The sequence below is a fragment of the Nocardia vaccinii NBRC 15922 genome (assembly GCF_001613305.1).
GTDB lineage: Bacteria > Actinomycetota > Actinomycetes > Mycobacteriales > Mycobacteriaceae > Nocardia > Nocardia vaccinii.
On record NZ_BDCC01000060.1, the window covers coordinates 98,136 to 116,497 of the forward strand.

The window sequence follows — 18,362 nt, forward strand, 5'->3', positions numbered from 1 at the left end:
AATGAAGATTCGAACCGTCGATCAATTATTCGACAGAATTGCAGATGATCAGGCGTGGCGAAAGAAAGAGATGAGTATCTTCGCGGCGCAGGCAGCTCAGAGCCGAGGAGCGGTGCAAGCTGCGCTAATTCGGCCTATGGTAGCTCTCCTCTATGCGCACTGGGAAGGATTTATCAAGAACTCTATCCACTTCTATCTGCTATATCTGAGCTCGCTCAATCTGCCCCTCGATGATCTGCGAGATGAGATTGTCGCAGTATGTATGCGAAATCGGATACGAGCCGCATCACCGGCGCAAAGGATCGGCCCCCACGTCGAAGTTATTCGCTTTCTTCGTAAAAATGGCATCGAACCAGCGACTATACCGATAAAAAAGGAGGACATCGATACCGAGTCGAATTTGAGTTCGCCGGTTCTCAAGGACCTGCTTTTGTCGATCGGCTGCATCTTCACGCCATACGAGAAGTACAGAGACCTAATCGATGACCAATTAGTTAGCGCTAGGAACAAGATTGCGCACGGGGAGAGTCATTATATTGAACTCTCCGAGTGGGATGACTTACGTAAGGATATACTAATGATTATGGATGACATTGCGCTGCAAATCGTCGATTCTGCAAACTTGAAAAGTTACCTGGCGAAAAAACAAGCATCCGACTAATTTTGAGATGACACGGACGTCTCTACAACCGAATAGCGTCACCTATTGTTACTATACACAGCCGGGTATTCGATCTTACTAATCAGTTCGTAAGTATGTCGACTCACGCGGCGATGTAGGCAAGATTGGGGTCGTGGAAGAATCCGCGGATGACGTCGGGGTGTTTCTGCAGCCTGTGTAGGGCGGAGGTGACCTTGGTGACCAGGTCGGTCTTGCTGTGACGCCGATGCGGTCGGCTTTGATGTTCTTCCAGACCCATTCGTCGGGGTTGAGTTCGGGTGAGTAGCCGGGTAGGAAGACCAGGCGCAGCCGGCCGTCGGAAGAGGCGGCGAACTCGCGGGTGGCCTTGGATCGATGGGCCGGGTGACCGTCCAGGACCAGGTAGATGGGTGTGTCGCTGCCCGAGAGCAGGCGTTGCAGAATTCGATGAACACGGCCGAGTTCACCGTGCCGTCGTGGACCATGAACCGCAGGCCGCCCTTGGCGGTGACCGCGGAGAGCATGTTGACCGAATGCCGGGCGCCGGTGGTGCGCACGACCGGGTCTTGCCGACCGGTGCCCAGGTCGTGCCTGTATGGTAGTCCGAGCGGATACCGGCTTCGTCGGCGAAAAGGATTGTGGCACCGTATTTTTTCGCCTGTTCGCGCAGGGCGGGGAAATCCTCGCGCTTCCAGCGCTCCACGGCGTCGGGGTTCTGCTGGTAGGCACGCCACAGCGGGCGCTGCGGTGACAATCCCATAGTGCGCAGCAGTCGGCCCACACTGACCTCGCTCAACGCCAGTGTTGCATTTAATGCAATTCATCCTACTAATATTCCGATTAGAAGCGGAGTTCGGAGATGGTGTTGAGGTCGATGCCGTGGCGTGCGTAGATCTTGATGGTGTTCTCGCCGGTGAGTTCCGACTCGGTGTATCCGAGAAGTTCGGCGGTGCGAATGACGTCGGCCTTGGTGGCGGCTTCGATCTCCAGGTAGGGCGGGATTCGCGGCCAGGTGTCGAGTTCGAGTTGCGCGCCGTCGAGTGTGAAGCTGACTCGTTTGGTTTCCTGGTATGACTTGGCTTTGAAGCCGAGCATCTCGAGGAGGGCGTTGGTGGCGGCGAAGTCGTCCACGCTCACCTCTATTTCGTGGGTGCCGTCGATGGCGTCGCTGGTGATCTCCTTTACCGCGAGTGTGGTGCCAGTTCCGTTGTCGCGCAGCCTGATCCACTTGGACTCGTCGCCGGGTGTGATGTCATAGACGTAGCGGCGCATGAAGCGTTCACCGAGTTTGCGTCCGCCTTCTTCCTGGATCCTGCGCTCGATGGTGTCGGGATCGATGCCGAGAATCTTGGCTTCGTGCTCGATGGCCACGGGTGGCTCTCCTTATGGGTAGGCGTGTCGAGTTGACGTTATCCGGCCCGCCGGGCGGCGAGCCTCTGGAATTCGGTGTTGCGCAACGTAAGGATCTCGTGAGGCAGTGGGCTGGCTAGAAATTCGTGTAGCGGTAGGCACAGGTCCATGCGCTGGATGCACACGCCGACCTGGAATGTGCCGGTCCGGTCGTAGTAGAGCCGTACGCCGTAGAAGCCTTCCTCGCAATCGGTGCCGTTGTTGAACCGGCATCCGGCGCATGTCGTCGGAAGTCGTACCGGGTGAATCTGTTTGAAGTACACGCGACGCTGATCAGGCAGGCGGTAGGCGGTGCGCGCGCCGGATACACCTGCGGTCAGGTAGTGCGCTTCGGCGACGGCCCCGCGTTCTGTGAGGATGTGTTCGATGGCGTCGATGGAGACGGATCCACGATCGAGCGAGTTGAGTAGACGCACCGTCAAGTGTGGTGAGTATTGGTCCAGGAGGCGATGCACTCGGGCGGCGTGAGTGTGGTCGGGGACCACGATGTTGGCGCTGGCATTGACGCCGTTGGATTCGCACGCGGCAATCGACCGTTTGAGTGCGTCGATTTTCCGTTGTGCGAGAACGGGATTGCGGTAACGCGCATGTTGGACCTCGGCAAGTTCGGCGGCGGTTGTGCCGAATATCGAGAAGTTCACCCGAGCCAATCCGGCCGCAGCGCAGTCGGGTATCACCCGTTCGCCGCGTTCACCGTTGGAGGTCATGGCGACCCGGTAACCGGTGTCGACTGCGGTCTTCGTCAGCCTGGCGACGGACGGATGCAGGGTCGGCTCGCCGCCGGTCAGGTGTAGTTCGGTCAGCTCCAAGGCATTTCCGAGCAGCCGCAGCGCATCGGCGAATTCGTCGTTGTCGGGCACCGGAGCGGGTAGGAATCTTGCACCGTTGGTTGCGGCGTAGATCGACGCGCGTCCGCTGGCTCCCGCTGAGAGGAAGTCTCCGGGCAGCCGTTGCCGGTTGTCGGCCGCGACGGGTGTCCCTTCGTTGTGGCAGAACGTACAGGTCAGACCACATGCGTCGTGAATCTTGACGCGCAGAGTGGTGTCTCTGGCGATGTGGACAGGGATTTGCACATGGACCACGAGTCGTGCCCCCTTCGTTCGGTTGTTGAGTTCCTCGGCAGCGTCTGAACTGCGGCCGAGAGTCAGGTTCGAGCGCGATCGGATGCGAGAGGTTCAGGAAACGGTCATCCCAGGTACTGGATGTCGAGCTGCGGTGGCACAGGGTCCGGCGCAAGCGCGGTCCGCGGTTCGGGGTGCGCCGCATCCCACCGCGGTGTCAGGTCTGATCGCCCGTGGTGCGTGTCGGCCAGATCCGTGGCCCATGTCAGCCGTCGTCCCCATCGCCATCCCCGTCATCTCCTTCGAGTAGGAGCAGAAAGGCCACTTCCAGATGCACGGCGCATTCATCCGGACGGTGGTGCTGGTGAATCTGTCGCAGTTCGCGTGCCCGTGGGACCGTCAGGTCCATCAGGCTTGCGTGGCACAGCACCTCGGCCAGCGCACTGTCCGCGTACACGAAGGTGTGCTCCGGCAGTGGCCCCCGCAGGCTCATGCCGTATCCGGGTTGGAGGAGCCGCCGGTGCTGGCGACCACGGCGAGGGCGGCCGATTTTCGGGGGCACTCGATGCCGCAGTCGTAATGCTGACGGGAGGACAGGATCTCGTGGGCCTCGTCGAGGCTCAGTCGATGGTCGAGTCTGTCGTGTGGCCAGCACGGCGGCCGTGCCTCGGCGTGCACGGGCGTGCTTTTGGTGTCGGCATGGTGCAGATGGTTGGCAACGAAAGAGGTTGCGGTGGACCAACATCCGAGAGGTAGGTACCTGTAGGCCGCCGTGACCGCTATCAGCGCTACGGTCATGCCGATCAGAATCGATGTATCCGACATCGTTTCCCTCGTTTGATGGGTGGGTGGGTTTGGCAACTGCCCTGAAAGGCCATTGCATTGGGAGTGTGGAATCGCCCTCGGCCCTGCGAACGACACAGACCCGCAACTGCGCCTTGGTGGTCTCGTGCGGATCAGGTCACCATCAGTGCGACCTCGAGCCGCAGGCCGTTTGTGCTCTGCGGCAGTAACTTTCGGCGCGTCGATCATGGAGTCCTACGCGCTGCTGGCAGGAGGATAGGGGGTGGCGGTGTTCGGGGAGGCATCGTGTACGGCGGGAAGGTGACTCGCAGCCCTTCCAAGGCTCGTTGGAACGATCCCGAACGCCAGGTCGGCTTTCCGGCAAGCTGCATGTCCGGGAGGGCATCGAGGAGTTGTTCGACTGCGCCCTGCGCAATCAGGTAAGCGATCGAGGTGGCGGGGCACATGTGCGCGCCCGCTCCCCAGGACAGGTGCGAACGATTCCCCCACCGGTCTCCTTGGATCTGTGGATCGTTGTTGCATGCGGTGATGCCGATCAGGACCGGTTCGTCCACCGGCAACCACACGCCTTCGAACAACGTCGGCGTGGTCGGGTAGCGGACGCAAAAGGCTCGCATCGATGGGTCCCAGAACAGTTCCTCGTCCAGGCCGTCCCGCACGAGCATGCTGCCGCCCAGCAGGTCACCACCGAACCGGTCATCGAGCATGGTGCGGCAGATCGTGTTGGTGATGAGGTTCACCAGCGGCTGGATGCCCGCGCCGTAGCAGGACATGAACGCACCAACCAGTTCGGCGTCATTCAGGTTGTGGGGGTGCAGAATCATCGCTGAGGCGATGTCGCTGCCGAGGTGATGACGTTTCGCTGCGGCGAACTCCTCAAAACCGGTTTTGGCCCGGTTCGCGCCGCGCACGGATTCGTCGCCCTTCGCGTTGAATCGCAGGGTCATGCCGTCGGCAATCTCCCCCGCGAGATCGTCAGGGCACCCCATCAGACGATTCATGACGGTGAACACGAGGGGAAACGAATAGTCGTAGAGGATGTCGGCGGTGCCGCTCTCGCTGAATGATTCGATCAGCGACAGGGCTGCGTGTTCAACCTCGTCGTGAAGACGATTGGGATCGACAGCATCGATCGCCAGCTTGACGGGTTGGCGAACTCTCTGGTGTTCCGGGCCGTCGCAGAACCGGGTCGAGGGGTAGTAGCCGAGCATCGCCAGGATCGGCTCGGACGGCGGTATCGTCTGCTGCCACCGTCGAGGGTCTGCCGGGAAATGATCTGGGTCATGCAAAATCTGCAGCGCCACCGGATGGCGGACAGCCATCGTGGCATTGATACCCGGCGCGAGCTCGACCGGCAGCAACGATTCCCCGGTGCGATACATCTCCTGGTAGAAACGGTGCGGATCGGCCGCGAATTCATCGGTGTACATCCTTATTCGAGGGACAACACCAGCAGTGAATATCGTCATGTATTCCTCCAATGTCTATGGGAATCATCAAAAGGATCCGTGCAGGAAACGGTTAGAGCGCTTCGGCTTCGATGATGGACAAAGCGCCGAGCGTGGGCGGAGTGATAGTGACGATCCGCAAACCCGCTGTGTGGAGAAGGCGTTCGAATTCCTGCTCGGTCCGTTCGCGGCCGGTGACGATGGACAACATGACGATGTCCAGGACTTTGGACTGATCGGGCTCGTTGCCGGGCGGGACGATCATGTCGTGGATGAAGACCCGCCCACCGGGAGACGACAAACCGCGCCGACAGTTCCGCAGAATCGCCAGGCAGCGCTCGTCGTCCCAGTTGTGCAGGACATACTGGATCACATACACATCCCCAGCAGGCACTGTGTCGAAGAAGCTGCCGCCCACCACCTCCCAGCGGCTCGCATCGTCCAAGTCCCCCAGCCTGTGCTTCCCGACGACCTGGGGAAGATCGAACAACACCCCGCGAAGCGCGCGGTGCCGTTGCAGGATCCCCAGCAGCAGCGTCCCTTGACCTCCACCCATATCCACCACCGTGCCGGTCTCGGGCAGCCGGCATACTCGGGCGAAGTTCTCGCTCTCGATCACCGAATACCGGCCCATCCCGGAATGGAACTCTGCGCCGTCCGACGGGTGTGTGCCGAAGTAGTCGAACAACGACTCGCCGAACACATGGTTCACTGCGGGCTCGCCGGTGATCACCGAGTGCAGCAACTCACCGCCCGCGCGATAGATCGCCGGGGTCGTAGCCGCCAAAATCCCCTCGCGAACCGAGAACCGGGAATCCGAGCGAAGCGACGCCCCAAGGTCCATCAATACGAAAGCCCCGGAATCTGTTTCCCGGAAAATCCCTCGCGTGGCCAGCAGCCGCAGCACGCGATACAGCGCGTGTTCATCGGCGCTGACACGCTTGGCCAAATGCGCGACATGCACGGGCCCATCGGCGAGCAGGTCCGCTACACCCAATTGCGCTACCACGCGCAGACAGCACGCATACACATATCCGTTCGCCTCACCAGTGAGGAAACTTGCCGACTGCCTATCCCTCGACAACTCCTCCGCCAGCGCTTCACGCATACCAGGCACGGGGGTCGAATTATGCAGCAATCCCTGAGAACGCCGCCCCGAGAAGATACCCATATCAAGAATTCCTAATCGATTGGTAGGGACAGGTTTTGAGGCCGGATCGGCTTTAGAGCCGCCGCGCTCACCGCGGATGGCTCGCAGACGGCACCAAATGGCCAGCCTCGGTCAGCACTTGGAGCGCGGCGGCCTTGCGCGGGCACTTGGTCGCCCGGCAGGCCACATGGAACTGCACGATGGTGTGCGCCCGCTCGACGGAAAACGGCGTCTCGGGCGCAGCATGGGTTGCTTGTTCGGTCAGAACGAGGGTGTGATGCATGGCCAGGGTGTGCATGGGTTTGGGACCTCCAAGGGGGGAGAGCAAAACGGGCAGCTCGGTGTGCGACCGGCACCCGCCGCCGAGGGAGCCCGTACGACATCGACCAGGGCGTCACAGTTGGTCGGTCGATGCACTCGGTTGGCACCGCATCTCACCCGGCGGCGGGGCCTGCGGAAATGTTCGCGCCGGACTACCGGACATTTCCGGACATGGGCCGGACAAAAATCGGCCACCGTGGCTACAGTTGGGATCACCACATCCGCCGCAGGGGGTTGCAATGGTTATCGTCGCGACATGGACCAAAAAAGATTGCGTCATGCTTCGCTACGCCTACGGAATGAAACAAGCCGCTTTTGCGAGAGCATTGGGAGTAGCAGAGCGATCGGTAAGACGCTGGGAAAAGGGCGAAACATCGATCGGCGGCCTTGGACAGGTCAGCTATTCGACAATGCTCGCGAAAGCGCCAACCGACGTCGTCGCGCGTTTCGAGCAACTGCGGGAAAATGAGGACGATGTGAATCGGCGTCAGCTGTTCAAGGCCGGTGCAGTCGGTGCCGGGACGTTAGCGACCCTGGGACTCGGTAGTGAGGCTGCCGACCGTGCGGCATGGTTGGTCTCCGGTGCTGGCCGCCCGGACTCGGCTGCGGTGGCTCTGGTGCGGGCAACTCTGCATCAGGCGATGCAACTCGACGACACACTCGGTTCGCCTGCGGCGCAAGGGATTGTCATGGCGCAGCAGCAGTTCACCGCTGCCATGCTGAGCAACTGCCCGCCGGGTCTACGCCCCGATGTGTTGTCGCTGTACGCCGAGTGGACGGGCCTGGCCGGATCGCTGGCCTGGGATGCCCGCGATCACGCGACGTCGGCCCGGCTGTACACCGAGGCACGGGAGAACGCCCACGAAGCCGAGGACTCCGATCTTGGCAGTTACATGCTCTGCCACCTCTCCCAGCTCGCGACGTGGCAGCGGCGTCCGCGTGTGGCGGTGGACTACGCCGTCGCTGCACGCAGTTGGGTATCCCAGAGTGAGGACCGTCACCTGCGCGCCTACGTCGCGATCCGCAACGCCGAAGCGTTGGCACTCGCCGATCAACGCTCACCGTGCCTTGCCGCACTCGATGATGCCCAAGCCGAACTGTCAGGGCTGCAACCGTGCCACCCTTCCCAGTCTCGGGCGTACTTCATGGGCGAAGGCATCATGCACTCATACCGTGGAAACTGTCTGGCCGTCCACGGTGATGCACGCCCGGCGGCCGAGGCATCGCGACAGGCGTTGGCAACGATGCCGACCTCCTACACGCGAGACAGAGCCGTCACCCTGCTGGAGTTGGAACGTGCCCTGATTCAGCTCGATGAGATCGAGGAAGCGGCCGACGTCGTCGGGCATGCTGCGGAGCTGGCAGACCAGAACCGGTCTCCCCGGCTCGCCGCCGCCATCCTCGAGGGCCGCCACCAACTTTCTCCGTGGGCGGATACCCGGTCGGTACACGAGCTCGACCAACGACTCGCAGCCCGGGATATCGTGATCGCATGAATACCGACCGCGTATCCGAGGTGCTGACGAGGATTGCGCGTGCCAACGCCGCTATTCACGCAACGGGTGAGCTTAACGATATCGGCCGGGAAGGTCGAACACCGCCGAGGTCGGAGGCATTCAGGTCGGCATCGGCAGAACTTCACGCCGCCAAGCAGGCTCGCAATCGGCTGTTCGTGGAGATGGCAGGCAACTCCAGGACCGTCCCATCAGAACTGGCGGATCGCTTCGGACTCACCGGACGCGACGCCGCGACTCTCATGGATGTTGCGCTCAGTGGACCTCGAGAACTTCGGAAACACCTGCTTGGCGATCTGGACACCACACAGGTGGTCTGGACCTCGGAAGGCGAGAACCGGCAATGAAGACGGACCAACCCACACGGAAAACGCAAGAGGCACAGGCGTTTTCGGATCGAAGGGCGGTACGCACGTAACGACCTACCTGCGTCCTGCACAGCATCCCCGCAAGCAGGCCACCCTCTGCGGCGTCAAGCACACAATTATCATCCTGGCGCGGGCGGCATTCTCGACTCCCAACCGGGCGGCAACTTTCTAAGCGGGGGTGTCCCAGTCCAGGAGGACGCTGTCCTCGGCGGTGTTCTGCCAGGCCGGGGATCGGGTGGCGGGCCGAGTCTGGTTGGGGTAGAGCAGGTTCTGGATCTGGGGGTCGGCGTGTTCGAAGGCTGCCTCGTTGTAGGGCAACTGCTCGGCACTGGTGTGATGGGCGATGCGCGGGCCACGTTCGGGGAGATCGGCCAGCCGTACACGTTGGGTCAGGGCATCACCGCGCTCGGCTGTCCACAGTGCCCAGACCGGTCCTGCCGGGCCGTCGGGGTGGGTCAGATCGCGGCTGGTGGTCGCGATCATCAGGCCGGGGGCGTAGCTGCCGAACGCGCGGTTCAGCGCGGTCCGTAGCCCGGTCTCACGGCGGGCCGAATGCACCGAGAACAACAGGATCCCGAACTTGTCGGTGGGGAACCCTTCATAGTCGCCGAGTTTGGCGACGACGGTCTTCAACGACTCGGTGCCGGTGTCGTACTCGAGGAAGAACCGCACCGCGCGACCGTGATGTTCGAAGCAGCCGTAGCCGTCGGGGTGGAGATCGCCCTCGCCGGAGGCGTGGGTCCAGAACACCTCGGCGCATTGGCGCTCCGACCACCACTGAGTCAATCCCTGCACCGAGCTCGGAGTGGCCGGACCGACGCGGGTCGGGTTGCGGTGGGCGGCCAGTGCGGCGAAGAAGCCGTTGACGCCCAGGCGGTGATTGAGCATCGGCGAGCACGCCAGCCGCTCCAACCCCAGGGCGTACTTGGCCGGGGCCGGAGGGTTTTGGGCGCGCTGGGCCGCGATCAGGCGTGCGCCGGAATAGCCGAGCGCGTGGCGGGTTTGGGTGGTGCCGCCGCCGTAGAGGGACTCGCGGAAGGCGAAGAGCATGTCCATCTCGCGCAGTTTCCGCAGCCGATCCTGCGCGCGGCGGACCGAGGCGAACTCCATCGATGCGATCTGGTCGGTCGTGAACGCCTTGTGCTCGGACAGCAGTGCCAGCAGGCGACGATCACGATCGAGCAGACGAAACCACGCACCCGCGTCCGGATGCCCGCCTCGATGCACGCTACGTCCGCCGCGCCGCCCGCCGAGTGAATATGTATGAGTGTTATTGATATTCATTCTGGATTCCGTTCGGTTGCCTCGAATGCGTGCCTGAGCTGCCGTGTGGCGGTTGTCGTGTTCGGCGTTTGGGGTGGCGGCTATAGGACGCCGAGCATCCGACGCCCCATCCGCACCACCATCCGCCGACCAATCCGCCGCCGTCTCGTCGCGACCGGTCATCGAGCGTCACCGCCCACCGGTTGCCAAGTACCGACTGGATCGATCACGATGCCCACCTCGCGGTTCGTCGGCCGGTCGGCCGGTCCGTCCAGTCCACCGCGGAACGGCCGGCATCCTGGTGCTCGACCTTCTCGAACGAGTCGCCGGCGGGGATTTCCTCGCTCACGAGCGCGCTCACGCGGCTTCTGGTCGCCGACGGCGCGGGGCGTCGTTGTCGGCGGCGGCGCGGCGGATGTCGATTTGTTCGACGATCGCGGCGATGGCCGAGATCTGGTCACGGTCCAGCGGTGCCCACGTGTCGGTGATCGTGCGCCAGTACTCGATCCAGTCGTCGTCGAAGCTCAACTGCTCCGGCTCCCGCGACGGCGGCGGGGCCGGGCGGGCGCGCCGCTGGCGGGCGGAGCGTAGCGGAACGACGGTCGTGTCGTCGGCGGGCACGGGGTCGTCGTGTTCGTGGGTGTTCTCGGGCGTGCGCATGGGAGCCTCCCTGACCCGCAACCTCCTGCTTGTGGCGGGGTGTCGCGGGGTGGTTGTCGCGGTTTCTGCTGTTTCCCTATGTGCCGCTTCGACTCCTCGACTGCCGTAGCACGCATCGAGGCCAGCGATCACGATTCACTTGTTCACACCACCGGCCAGGGTGGTGCCAGCTTGACGAACCATCACCCACCGCATACTCTCAATAGTCTCCAATGCTATTTTTAGGTGTATTGTAGGCTTTGGTCGATACACTGGATCTCGTAGTGTATCTCGCTGCGCGGGGAAGTAAACCCCGACCGCGCAATCTTTTTCCTCTCGCCCCACGCGGAGTCGGCCGCCGGAACGGGCTGCATCAGCCCCGATGCCGGTGTTGCCGGTTCCGGCGCGGCAATCATCGGTTCATGCGGCGGCGGTGATGTCCTCGACAACGATCCGGTGCCGGTCGAATACCGGACCCCGGGTCGTGGCGGGATTGATCTTTACCCGCTTGCCGTGCAGGGCGCGTTTGAACATCGACCGCTTCTCCCCGACGTTGGCCTCTTTCCACCGTGCCTCCCACACTTCCAGGGATTCCGCGCGCGCCTTCGCCGAGTCATCGACCACCCGCGTGGCATCGATCGCCTCGAGGGTGGCCTTCAACTCGTCGATACGCCGATCCAACGGCGTGACAGCAGCGTCGTAGCGTTCCAAGCTGATCTCCCCGCGCCCGAGCCGACCGGACAACACCGTCGCCAATTCCTGCGAGCGGGCCAGCTCATCGGCGACCGGCCGCCGCTTGGCCGCCGTCGCGACCGCTGCGGCGTTCATCGCCTCCGCATGACGCGGATCCGACAAGATCGCGACCACCAACTTTCCGATCGCGGTATCCAACAGCCGCATATCCACCGACACCTTGTTGCAGCCGCCACCGGTCAACCGCTTCTGGCACCAATACCGCCGCCGCGTCTCCCCATCCGGATACGGTGCCCGCTTGTATTGCGGCCGCCCGGTCAACCCGCGACCGCAGTTCCCGCACTGCACCAGACCCGAACATACGTACTCCCCGGTCGCGGGTCGTCCCTTGCCCCGCCCGGCGAACAATCCGGTCAGCCGATCCCAATCCGATTCGCCGATCAGCGCAGGCCCCTCGGTCCGGGCGACGATGTCCCCCAGATACGGTACGTATCCGCCGTTACGCGGATTGGTCGCGACCAGTTTCACTTTGTCCCCGGTCCACCGTGCACCGACCGAGGTCGTGATGCCCCGATCGTTGAGATCGATCGCGATCTTCCTCAAGCTTTCCCCGGCCAGGATCCGGCGCACCATCTCCCGGATCACCGCCGCCTCGGACTCGCGGACCGTGGTCCCGTCACGCTCGTACCCGAACGGGCGATGGGTGTGGTTGGACTCCCCGCGCGTGGCCTTGACCCGCTTGCCGCGCTTCACGCGCGTCGACAACCGATCCGACTCATACGCCGCCGCATTCAACTGATCGCGAAAAGTCTTGCGGCCGTTGGCAGTCGACAGATCGTATTCGCCCTCACTATCGAGGACCAGCAGGCCGCGTTCCGCCGCTAGAATCAGCCGTTCCCCCTCGATCGGCCGACGCGAGAACCGCGCCATATCGAACACGACCACCCCACCGGTCGCGCCCGACTCCAGCCGCTTCATCAACGCTTCCCACGCCTTGCGCTCCACACGCGGATTCCACGCCGAGCGCCCCTCGTCGATGAACACCTCCCCGACCCCCGCGCCCAGCTCCGCCGCCCGGACTTCGCAGTCTTCGACCTGCCCGCCCGTGGACCGCTGCCGCTCATCCCCGATACGCGATACCCGCGCATAAATGTCTAGAATTGTGTGGTTACCGCCCGTGACCTGGCCATTCGCCATCACGATCACTCCCTTGGCTAAGGGGTCACTAATCCAATAGTAACCCCAGCGAGCATGGCCAGTTCCTCGCGCCGCAGCCCAATGACCTTGCGCCGCCCCCCGGGCTCCAGGCCGACGTCGTGTGGATGCACCCGGCCGCGCCGCGCGCGCAGGAAATCACCGAACTCACGAGCATACGGATGCGGATTGCTCATACCGCAAGTGTGCCGCGGCCCGGACCACCGAAGGTAGGTCCCGCAGACCTAGGCAACCGAGAACGACCGAGCCGGCCCGGATCGCTCCTAGCATCGACGGTCCATCGCACCGACATTCCCAGGAGCAGCAGATGACCGGATGGACCGCCGACCAGATCCCCGACCAACGCGGCCGGGTCGCCGTAGTGACCGGCGCGAACTCAGGCCTCGGCCTGATCACCGCCACCGAGCTGGCCCGCCATGGTGCCCGCGTCGTGCTCGCCGTCCGCAACACCGCCGCCGGCGAGGAGGCCGCCCGCCGGATCGGTGGTGACGTCGAGGTGCGCGAGCTGGACCTGGCCTCCCTTGCCTCCGTGCGGGCATTCGCGGCGAAGCTGTCCGCCGACCATCCGGCGATCGACCTGCTGGTCAACAACGCCGGCGTGGTGCTGCTGGGCCCGCGCCGAACTTCCGCCGACGGCTTCGAGTTACAGCTCGGCACCAACATGCTGGGCCACTTCGCGCTGACCGGCCTGCTGCTCGGCAACCTGGCCACGGCGCCGAATGCCCGCGTAGTCAGCCTCAGCTCAATCACCCACAGGAACGCTCACTTGGACTTCGATGACCTGATGTTCGAGCGTGACTACCGGGCGGCTCGCGCCTACGGCCGGTCCAAACTTGCCACCACGATCTTCGGCATCGAACTTGACCGCCGCCTGCACGCTGCCGGATCGCCGATCATCAGCGTGCTGGCCCACCCCGGTCTCACCCGTACCAATCTGACTCCGCGAGCCTGGGAGCACCGTGGCCGGTTCGGGCGACTGATTGCGTGGGTCGGCCTGCTGGCGACCCAGCCGGTGGAACAGGGCGCGCTACCGCAGTTGCGCGCTGCCACCGAGCCAGGTTTACGGGGCGGCCTGTTCTTCGGCCCGTCCAGGCTCTGGGAGACGGTAGGCCGGGTCGCCGAGGCCCGGCTCAGCCGGGAGGCCGCCGATCCGGCCGTCGGTCAGCGGCTCTGGGCGGCCTCCGAGAAACTAACCGGCGTCAGCTACCTCTGGCCCTGGCCTTACCAACGGTGGCCGACAATCCGAGCAAAAGTCTCGCCCCGCAGTCGGACTACCTGTCCAAATCTGGCCGGTATCCCGATGAAGACTCCGCCCGGGCGTCGGTCACGATCGAGTACCCGCTCATCGGCATGAGCGAGCGTTCTCCGGCGTCCCGTACCTCGGTCAGGGCAATGAACCCAGAGTCGGTTCCGGTCTCCTCAGGGGCGAGACCCCGGGGTGGCACGGTCTTCAATCACCCGACGTATTGGAGTCGCCACCGCAGTCGCGCATCCAACTCACCGTAATGCCACCGACCAGGCTCGTCCAAACCTGTTACCGTACAGCCCTGTTGGAAGGGGTCAGCATAGATCCCACTCCCCACTCACACACATCCGTGTCACCGGTGACCCGGTTCGGGGGTTCAAGTCCCCACCTGCACTCACGTTTCCGACGCATCCGCCAACTTCCACCCTCCGCGCTCGGCAGCAGCATCCGCCGCCGAACTGCTGCCGTCTCGGACCACCCTGGCGTGTCGGTCGTGTCATCTTGCGTTGTTCGGCGAGAACGACACTCACGCCGCAGTGCCGGTGGCAGGGGAACAACGGCAACGCTGGTCGATCGAGATGAACTCGGTGATCGAACGGCAGCGGTCGGCTGGAAGCCATCGACCGGATTCCCAGACGCGCGACATGCAGCTGATCCACTCTCAGGGACGAATCAGCGCCCGAGCCGATTCAACGCGGCCATGAGCTGGTGCCTATCAGGGCTCCACAAGACCGTCCGATGCGGCAGATCGATAAGCAGCGTGACTCCGACACCACGCAGCGCGGCACTCCGGGCACGGCCTTGCTTTTGGCTGAGCGCCAGGTGCTCCGGGGGTTTGCGGAGAACCTGCCACGCACAGAGTTGACCGAAGCGCTGGGTGCCGTGGAGGTCGATGTCGACAACCCAGTCGATGTCGACAACTCCTTAATCTTTTGACGCCTATTCGGCAGCACAGGCTGAAATATGACCAATGCGACGGCCAGATGCCGTGCCCGCCAGGGGTTTTGCTCCACGGTGACTGCGTTGGTCGAAGCTCCCAACCGAGCTCGTCGAATCGCCCCACCCGTGAGCGGTTCAGATTGTGGGGGTTCGCGGTTGCCGGTGGCCGCTCGGCGCTTGCTTGGCGGTCGCGCAGCCGGTAGGAATCGCCGGCGAGGCCATCTGCTTTCCACCGGGCCCAATCCGCCATATCCGCGATGGCTCGCGGGTGAGCTTTGCAACGTCACTGTCTCTCCCAGAAATCGCCGGACGTGTCTCGAGGACACCTCTCACGATCGACAGCACCGTGAAACTGATTCCCGGCAAACATTCTTGAAGGAGGCGACGAGCCCGTTGTCGCACTCAGCGCCACCGGCTCGAGTTCCACCACGCCGGGTCTCGCGTCGGCCACGCTGACCATGCATTCGGCAGCGCGACAACCGCTGCCAATGATTCGCATTCTCGCGTCCCCCGTTCCGGACGAGCCTCAGCGCCTGATGACGCGCTCACACCGGGCGCCGCCGGCGGCCGAAGCTGAAGCGGCCGCCCGCGCAGGGGCGCGGCCGAGGATGTCGGCAGACGATGCCCGGCCCCGGCGGACCGACCGACAAGGGCACGAAGGGCAACCGTGCGCGGTCGGTCCCGCTGATCGACGATGTTCGGCAAGGTCATTCAGCCGGTGAGCAGTTGACGTAGCACGTAGTGCAGGATGCCGCCGTGCCGGTAGTAGGCGGCCTCGGCCGGTGTGTCGATCCGCACGATGGCGGCGAATTCTCTTGTGGCTCCGGCATTGTCGACGGCGCGGACCTGCACCTGCCGTGGGAAGGTTTCTGTGGTGTCGGCCTGCGCCAGCCCGGTGATCGAGTAGGTTTCCTCGCCGGTCAGTCCGAGTGATTGCACCGATTGGTCGTCGGGGAATTGCAGTGGCAGCACTCCCATGCCGATCAGGTTCGACCGATGGATTCGTTCGAACGAGCGCGCCAGCACCGCTCTCACACCGAGGAGCAGCGTGCCCTTGGCGGCCCAGTCTCGTGAGGACCCGGAGCCGTACTCGGTTCCGGCGAGGATCAGCAGCGGCACGTGATCGGACGCGTAGGCGGTCGCGGCGTCGAAAATGCTCATCTGCGCTCCGTCGGGCAGGTGACGGGTGACCCCGCCCTCGGTGCCGGGGGCGAGTTGGTTGCGCAACCGGATGTTGGCGAAGGTACCGCGGATCATCACCTCGTGGTTACCGCGGCGCGAGCCGTAGGAGTTGAAGTCCTTCGGCGCGACATCGTGCTGCTGCAAGTAGGTTCCGGCGGGGCCGTCGCGCTTGATCGCCCCGGCCGGGGAGATGTGGTCGGTGGTCACCGAGTCGCCGAGCACCGCCAGGACCCGGGCGCCGGTGATGTCGGCGACCGGTTGCGGCTCGCGGGTCATGTGCTCGAAGTAGGGCGGGCGCCGCACGTAGGTCGATTCGTCGTTCCAGGTGAATATCTGCCCGGCCGCTACGTCGAGGCCGCGCCAGCGTTCGTCGCCGGTGAACACGTCGGCGTAGCCGCGGGTGAACATCTGCGAGCGCAGGTTGGTGGCGATGACCTCCTCGATTTCTGCTGTGCTGGGCCAGATGTCGCGCAGATACACCTCGCTGCCGTCGGGGGCTGTGGCCAGCGGGTCGCGCAGCAGGTTGATGCGCATCGTGCCGGCCAGCGCGTAGGCGATGACCAGCGGCGGGGAGGCGAGGAAGTTCATCTTCGTCTCCGGGTGGATGCGGCCCTCGAAGTTGCGGTTGCCCGACAGCACCGAGCACACCGTGAGATCGCCGGCCGTGATGGCGGCACTCACCTCGGGAATGAGTGGGCCGGAATTGCCGATGCAGGTGGTGCACCCGTAGCCGACCAGCGAGAACCCCAGCTTGTCCAGATAGGGCGTGAGCCCGGCACTGGCGTAATAGTCGGTGACCACCCGCGAGCCCGGCGCCAGGGAGGTCTTGACCCACGGTTTGCGGGTCAGGCCCTTCTCGACGGCCTTCTTCGCCAACAGTGCCGCCCCGATCATCACCGACGGATTGGAGGTGTTGGTGCACGAGGTGATCGCGGCGATCACCACGTGCCCGTGATCGAGGGTCGTGGCGGTCCCTTCGGAGATGGTCACGGCTTGCGGTGCCGACGGCCATCGGTGCGCCTGTTCGCAGCCGCAGGGCGCGCTCGGCCCGTCGACGGATCGGTCGTGGTCGATGGCGATGGGATCGCTGGCCGGGAACGACTCGCCCGATGCCTCGTCCAGCCCGGCCGCCGCCACGTCGGCCGGCTCACCGCCGAGCAGGGACGCGACCGCGTGCGGCGCCTGTGCCAGTGGGATGCGGTCCTGCGGGCGTTTGGGTCCGGCGATGGAGGGCTCCACGGTGGCCAGATCCAGCTCGATGCGCTGACTGTAGTCCGGTTCGTGGCCGGGGTCGTGCCACAGTCCCTGTTCCTTGGCGTAGGCCTCGACGAGGCGGATCTGGTGTTCGGGGCGCCCGGTGAGCCGCAGATAGTCCAGGGTGACCTCGTCGATCGGGAAGATCGCACAGGTGGAACCGTATTCAGGGCTCATGTTGCCGATGGTGGCACGGTTCGCCAAGGGCACGTTCGCCACTCCGGGACCGTAGAACTCGACGAACTTGCCCACCACACCGGTGCGGCGCAGCAACTCCGCGACGGTGAGCACCAGGTCGGTGGCGGTGGTGCCCTCTGGTAGCCGGCCGGTCAGCTTGATCCCGAGAACCTGCGGGATCAGCATGCTCATCGGCTGGCCGAGCATCGCGGCCTCGGCCTCGATGCCGCCCACACCCCAGCCGAGCACACCGAGCCCGTTGACCATCGGGGTATGCGAATCGGTGCCTACGAGGGTGTCCGGGTAGGCCAATGGCGGCCCGCCGGCCGGATCGTCGCGGGTGAACACCACCCGCGCGAGGTATTCGAGATTGACCTGGTGGCAGATGCCGGTGTCCGGGGGCACGACGGCGAAGTCGTCGAAGGCCTGCTGTGCCCACCGCAGCAGCTGGTAGCGCTCGACGTTGCGGGTGAACTCCAACTCCGCGTTGACCGCGAAGGAATCCGGACGGTCGAAGACATCGGCGATCACCGAATGGTCGATCACCAGCTCGGTGGGGATCAACGGGTTGATCCGCCCCGGATCACCGCCCAGCGCGGTCATCGCGTCGCGCATCGCGACCAGGTCGACCACACACGGCACCCCGGTGAAGTCCTGCATCAACACGCGCGCCGGGGTGAACGCGATTTCGGCCGTGCTGGTCTGGGCCGGCTCCCAGGCGGCGAGCGCGCGCACCTGCTCGGCAGTGACCGAGTGCCCATCCTCGCAGCGCATCAGGTTTTCCAGCAGCACCTTGAGGCTGTAGGGCAGCCGGTGCGCGGTCGGGACACGGTCGAGCCGGTAGATGGTGAATTCCCGGTCGTCGACCGTCCACCCGTCGCGAGCGCCGAAGCTGTTGCCGCTCATGATCGTTGCCCGTCGCCGCGGCGCGTGTGCGCATCGACGGCCTCACCCGCCCGTGGAGCGAGAGCATTACGGTGCACGAACATAGGTGTGCCGACACGCGGATACAGCGATTCGGACATGTGACGCGCCTCC

At 64.1% G+C, this 18,362-nt stretch carries 19 protein-coding genes and 1 pseudogene; 5 read left to right on the forward strand and 15 right to left on the reverse strand.

Annotated features, from left to right (window positions below; all coding sequences use genetic code 11):
- Nucleotide 1: 1 nt before the first annotated feature.
- Entirely contained in the window at nucleotides 2-661 is a 660-nt protein-coding gene (locus tag NV1_RS31975) for an MAE_28990/MAE_18760 family HEPN-like nuclease (protein WP_067899941.1), read from the forward strand.
- A 103-nt stretch (nucleotides 662-764) separates the two neighbouring features.
- Here NV1_RS31975 and NV1_RS44725 read toward each other — a convergent pair whose 3' ends face one another.
- The 10 genes and pseudogenes from NV1_RS44725 to NV1_RS32010 form a co-directional block, all read right to left on the reverse strand.
- On the reverse strand, nucleotides 765-920 hold the full coding sequence (locus tag NV1_RS44725) for a hypothetical protein (RefSeq protein ID WP_169813453.1): 156 nt from the start codon (nucleotides 918-920) through the stop codon (nucleotides 765-767).
- 32 nt (nucleotides 921-952) lie between these two features.
- Nucleotides 953-1,164: pseudogene (locus NV1_RS47005) on the reverse strand (transposase); the annotation flags it as partial.
- Complete coding sequence (locus tag NV1_RS47010; protein WP_373864678.1) at nucleotides 1,104-1,436, reverse strand: winged helix-turn-helix domain-containing protein; 333 nt, start codon at nucleotides 1,434-1,436, stop codon at nucleotides 1,104-1,106. The gene NV1_RS47010 and the pseudogene NV1_RS47005, both read right to left, overlap by 61 nt.
- A 44-nt stretch (nucleotides 1,437-1,480) precedes the next feature.
- Nucleotides 1,481-2,011: a class IV adenylate cyclase gene (locus NV1_RS31980; RefSeq protein WP_067899945.1), complete on the reverse strand. Its 531-nt coding sequence runs from the start codon at nucleotides 2,009-2,011 to the stop codon at nucleotides 1,481-1,483.
- A gap of 38 nt (nucleotides 2,012-2,049) precedes the next feature.
- The gene (locus tag NV1_RS31985) at nucleotides 2,050-3,132 is read right to left on the reverse strand and encodes a radical SAM protein (protein WP_067899948.1); all 1,083 of its coding nucleotides are present in this window, start codon (nucleotides 3,130-3,132) and stop codon (nucleotides 2,050-2,052) included.
- A 244-nt stretch (nucleotides 3,133-3,376) separates the two neighbouring features.
- Nucleotides 3,377-3,604, reverse strand: a complete 228-nt coding sequence (locus NV1_RS31990; protein ID WP_067899950.1) for a hypothetical protein — start codon at nucleotides 3,602-3,604, stop codon at nucleotides 3,377-3,379.
- The gene (locus NV1_RS31995; RefSeq protein WP_067899953.1) at nucleotides 3,601-3,936 is read right to left on the reverse strand and encodes a hypothetical protein; all 336 of its coding nucleotides are present in this window, start codon (nucleotides 3,934-3,936) and stop codon (nucleotides 3,601-3,603) included. The genes NV1_RS31990 and NV1_RS31995 overlap by 4 nt, the downstream gene beginning before the upstream one ends.
- 203 nt (nucleotides 3,937-4,139) lie before the next feature.
- The gene (locus tag NV1_RS32000; RefSeq protein ID WP_067899955.1) at nucleotides 4,140-5,384 is read right to left on the reverse strand and encodes a cytochrome P450 family protein; all 1,245 of its coding nucleotides are present in this window, start codon (nucleotides 5,382-5,384) and stop codon (nucleotides 4,140-4,142) included.
- 52 nt (nucleotides 5,385-5,436) lie between these two features.
- Complete coding sequence (locus tag NV1_RS32005; RefSeq protein WP_169813457.1) at nucleotides 5,437-6,471, reverse strand: methyltransferase; 1,035 nt, start codon at nucleotides 6,469-6,471, stop codon at nucleotides 5,437-5,439.
- Nucleotides 6,472-6,601: 130 nt separating this feature from the next.
- Entirely contained in the window at nucleotides 6,602-6,811 is a 210-nt protein-coding gene (locus NV1_RS32010; RefSeq protein ID WP_067899960.1) for a hypothetical protein, read from the reverse strand.
- A gap of 262 nt (nucleotides 6,812-7,073) precedes the next feature.
- Between NV1_RS32010 and NV1_RS32015 the strand changes: the two genes are divergently transcribed.
- Nucleotides 7,074-8,330 (forward strand): helix-turn-helix domain-containing protein, encoded by a 1,257-nt coding sequence (locus NV1_RS32015; protein WP_157117495.1) that lies wholly within the window; start codon nucleotides 7,074-7,076, stop codon nucleotides 8,328-8,330.
- Nucleotides 8,327-8,695 (forward strand): hypothetical protein, encoded by a 369-nt coding sequence (locus NV1_RS32020; protein ID WP_067899966.1) that lies wholly within the window; start codon nucleotides 8,327-8,329, stop codon nucleotides 8,693-8,695. The genes NV1_RS32015 and NV1_RS32020 overlap by 4 nt, the downstream gene beginning before the upstream one ends.
- A gap of 189 nt (nucleotides 8,696-8,884) precedes the next feature.
- Here NV1_RS32020 and NV1_RS32025 read toward each other — a convergent pair whose 3' ends face one another.
- The 4 genes from NV1_RS32025 to NV1_RS44030 form a co-directional block, all read right to left on the reverse strand.
- Entirely contained in the window at nucleotides 8,885-10,000 is a 1,116-nt protein-coding gene (locus NV1_RS32025; protein ID WP_245714028.1) for a replication-relaxation family protein, read from the reverse strand.
- Nucleotides 10,001-10,336: 336 nt separating this feature from the next.
- Entirely contained in the window at nucleotides 10,337-10,639 is a 303-nt protein-coding gene (locus tag NV1_RS32030; RefSeq protein ID WP_067899970.1) for a hypothetical protein, read from the reverse strand.
- Nucleotides 10,640-11,038: 399 nt separating this feature from the next.
- On the reverse strand, nucleotides 11,039-12,508 hold the full coding sequence (locus tag NV1_RS32035; RefSeq protein WP_157117496.1) for a recombinase family protein: 1,470 nt from the start codon (nucleotides 12,506-12,508) through the stop codon (nucleotides 11,039-11,041).
- A gap of 17 nt (nucleotides 12,509-12,525) precedes the next feature.
- The gene (locus NV1_RS44030; protein ID WP_245714034.1) at nucleotides 12,526-12,702 is read right to left on the reverse strand and encodes a hypothetical protein; all 177 of its coding nucleotides are present in this window, start codon (nucleotides 12,700-12,702) and stop codon (nucleotides 12,526-12,528) included.
- 131 nt (nucleotides 12,703-12,833) lie between these two features.
- On the opposite strand from NV1_RS44030, the gene NV1_RS32040 reads away from it, so the two are divergent.
- Together NV1_RS32040 and NV1_RS32050 are read left to right on the forward strand one after the other, a co-directional pair.
- Nucleotides 12,834-13,880, forward strand: coding sequence for an oxidoreductase (locus tag NV1_RS32040; RefSeq protein ID WP_084526048.1), 1,047 nt, complete (start codon nucleotides 12,834-12,836; stop codon nucleotides 13,878-13,880).
- A 630-nt stretch (nucleotides 13,881-14,510) separates the two neighbouring features.
- Nucleotides 14,511-14,708: a hypothetical protein gene (locus NV1_RS32050; protein ID WP_067899981.1), complete on the forward strand. Its 198-nt coding sequence runs from the start codon at nucleotides 14,511-14,513 to the stop codon at nucleotides 14,706-14,708.
- 714 nt (nucleotides 14,709-15,422) lie between these two features.
- Here the strand turns inward: NV1_RS32050 and NV1_RS32055 are convergent.
- Nucleotides 15,423-18,230, reverse strand: a complete 2,808-nt coding sequence (locus tag NV1_RS32055) for an aconitate hydratase (protein ID WP_067899984.1) — start codon at nucleotides 18,228-18,230, stop codon at nucleotides 15,423-15,425.
- Nucleotides 18,231-18,362: the final 132 nt, after the last annotated feature.

Coding starts and splice junctions, on each gene's coding strand:
- NV1_RS31995 (WP_067899953.1), bottom strand. CDS start 3,936: ATGTCGGATACATCGATTCTGATCGGCATGACCGTAGCGCTGATAGCG.
- NV1_RS44030 (WP_245714034.1), bottom strand. CDS start 12,702: ATGAGCAATCCGCATCCGTATGCTCGTGAGTTCGGTGATTTCCTGCGC.
- NV1_RS32010 (WP_067899960.1), bottom strand. CDS start 6,811: ATGCACACCCTGGCCATGCATCACACCCTCGTTCTGACCGAACAAGCA.
- NV1_RS44725 (WP_169813453.1), bottom strand. CDS start 920: ATGGGTCTGGAAGAACATCAAAGCCGACCGCATCGGCGTCACAGCAAG.
- NV1_RS32015 (WP_157117495.1), top strand. CDS start 7,074: ATGGTTATCGTCGCGACATGGACCAAAAAAGATTGCGTCATGCTTCGC.
- NV1_RS32055 (WP_067899984.1), bottom strand. CDS start 18,230: ATGAGCGGCAACAGCTTCGGCGCTCGCGACGGGTGGACGGTCGACGAC.
- NV1_RS32050 (WP_067899981.1), top strand. CDS start 14,511: ATGCGGCAGATCGATAAGCAGCGTGACTCCGACACCACGCAGCGCGGC.
- NV1_RS32040 (WP_084526048.1), top strand. CDS start 12,834: ATGACCGGATGGACCGCCGACCAGATCCCCGACCAACGCGGCCGGGTC.
- NV1_RS32020 (WP_067899966.1), top strand. CDS start 8,327: ATGAATACCGACCGCGTATCCGAGGTGCTGACGAGGATTGCGCGTGCC.
- NV1_RS32025 (WP_245714028.1), bottom strand. CDS start 10,000: ATGAATATCAATAACACTCATACATATTCACTCGGCGGGCGGCGCGGC.
- NV1_RS31975 (WP_067899941.1), top strand. CDS start 2: ATGAAGATTCGAACCGTCGATCAATTATTCGACAGAATTGCAGATGAT.
- NV1_RS31990 (WP_067899950.1), bottom strand. CDS start 3,604: ATGAGCCTGCGGGGGCCACTGCCGGAGCACACCTTCGTGTACGCGGAC.
- NV1_RS32035 (WP_157117496.1), bottom strand. CDS start 12,508: ATGGCGAATGGCCAGGTCACGGGCGGTAACCACACAATTCTAGACATT.
- NV1_RS32005 (WP_169813457.1), bottom strand. CDS start 6,471: ATGCGTGAAGCGCTGGCGGAGGAGTTGTCGAGGGATAGGCAGTCGGCA.
- NV1_RS32000 (WP_067899955.1), bottom strand. CDS start 5,384: ATGACGATATTCACTGCTGGTGTTGTCCCTCGAATAAGGATGTACACC.
- NV1_RS32030 (WP_067899970.1), bottom strand. CDS start 10,639: ATGCGCACGCCCGAGAACACCCACGAACACGACGACCCCGTGCCCGCC.